Origin of the sequence: Kitasatospora cheerisanensis KCTC 2395 (assembly GCF_000696185.1) — a bacterium.
In the GTDB taxonomy this organism is placed as follows: domain Bacteria; phylum Actinomycetota; class Actinomycetes; order Streptomycetales; family Streptomycetaceae; genus Kitasatospora; species Kitasatospora cheerisanensis.
Window position 1 is genome coordinate 7365759 of record NZ_KK853997.1, and the last position, 1727, is coordinate 7367485.

1 protein-coding gene is annotated in these 1727 nt (G+C 75.2%); it reads left to right on the forward strand.

Annotated features, from left to right (window positions below; translation table 11 throughout):
* Positions 1 to 1677, forward strand: a 1677-nt coding sequence (locus KCH_RS33200) for a tetratricopeptide repeat protein (protein ID WP_157032294.1), incomplete at its 5' end; no start/stop codon positions are given.
* Between the last annotated feature and the right edge of the window lie 50 nt (positions 1678 to 1727).

The following is a 1727-nucleotide window of genomic DNA, read 5'->3' on the forward strand; positions in this document are numbered from 1 at the left end:
GAAGCGGATCCGCGCCTCGCCGAGCACGTCCTGAACGGCGCCGACGACAGCCGGCGCGCCCAGCTCCTCACGGTCTACAGCCGCGCCGCCGCCCACGACCCGCTCCACCTCGACGCGCACCTCACCGAGCTGTGCGTCCGTCACCACCGCGACCTCGCCCCGCACATCGTCACCACGGCCGTCCGCACCGACCGCCCGCAACCGCTCATCGCCGCCCTCGACGCCGTGGCCGAGCACCCCGACACGCCGCTGGACGCCCTGCTCGCGCTGCGCGGCCTCCTTCCCCGGCCCAGCCAGCGGCTGGCCGCCACCGCCGTCCGGCTGGCCGGTGAACTCGTCCGGCGGCAGCGCGGGTTGGCGGAGCTGGACCCGGACGTCCAGCTGCCGGAGCTCGCCTTCTCGCTGAACCTGCTGTCGAACCGGCTCGGTGAGGTGGGGCGGTGGGAGGAGGGACTGACGGCCGTTCGGGAGGCGGTCGCGATCCGGCGGGAGCTGGCCGCGGCGGATCCCGGCACGCACCTGCCCGATCTCGCGGTGTCCCTCAACAACCTCTCGGTCCGGCTCGGCGAGGTGGGGCGGTGGGAGGAGGGACTGACGGCCGCTCAGGAGGCGGTCGCGATCCGGCAGGAGCTGGCCGCGGCCGACCCCGGACACCGCGCCGATCTCGCGGTGTCCCTCAACAACCTCTCCAACCGGCTCGGCCGGCTGGGCCGGCGGCGGGAGGGCCTGGCCGCCGTCCAGGAGGCGGTGGCGATCCGGCGGGAGCTGGCCGCGACCGACCCCGACCAGTACCGCTCCGCGCTGGCGACCTCGCTGATCAACCTCTCCAACCGGCTGGGCGAGCTGGGCCGGCAGCGGGAGGGCCTGGCGGTCGTCCAGGAGGCCGTAGGCATCTGCCGCGCGCTGGCCGGGACGAATCCCGACGCCTACCTGCCGGATCTCGCCATCGCGGTGAACAACCTGTCGGTCGACCTCAGCGAACTGGGGCTCCAGGAGCAGGCCTTGGCGGCCGCTCAGGAGGCGGTCGCCATCCGCCGCCTCCTCGCCGAGGCGAATCCGGGCGCCCACCTGCCCGACCTCGCCACGTCGCTGGGCAACCTCTCGGTCGACCTCGGCCGCGCGGAGCGGTGGGAGGAGAGCCTGACGGTGGCTCAGGAGGCCGTCGCCGCGTGCCGCACGCTGGCCGCGGCGAATCCCGACGCCCACCTGGCCGACCTCGCCCAGGTCCTGAACAACCTGTCGGGCACCCTCGGTGAACTGGGCCGGCGGGAGGAGGGCCTGGCGGCGATCCGGGAAGCCTCCGAGTACTACCGCGCGCTGGCCGGGGCCAACCCCGGTGCCCACCTGGCCGATCTCGCGATGTCCCTGTGCAACCTCGCCAACCGGCTCGGCGAAGTGGGCCGGCGGAAGGAGGGCCTGGCCGCGATCCGGGAGGCCGCCGACCACTACCGGGTGCTGGCCGAGGCGGAGCCGGACGTCCACCTGGCCGACTTCGCCCTGTCCCTGAACAACCTCGCGGTCGACCTCGGCGGGCTGGGGCACCGGCAGGAGGCCCTGACGGCCATTCAGGAGGCGCTCGCCATCCGCCGCGCACTCGCCCGGGCCGAGCCGGACCTCCACCGCCGCGCCGTCGAGCAGTCCCTGGAGGTGGCCCGCTGGCTCGACGGCCTCCCGTAGGCGGCCCGGCCCTCAGCGGTCCCAGCTGCGCGGGCGGGGGAGGGACTCCC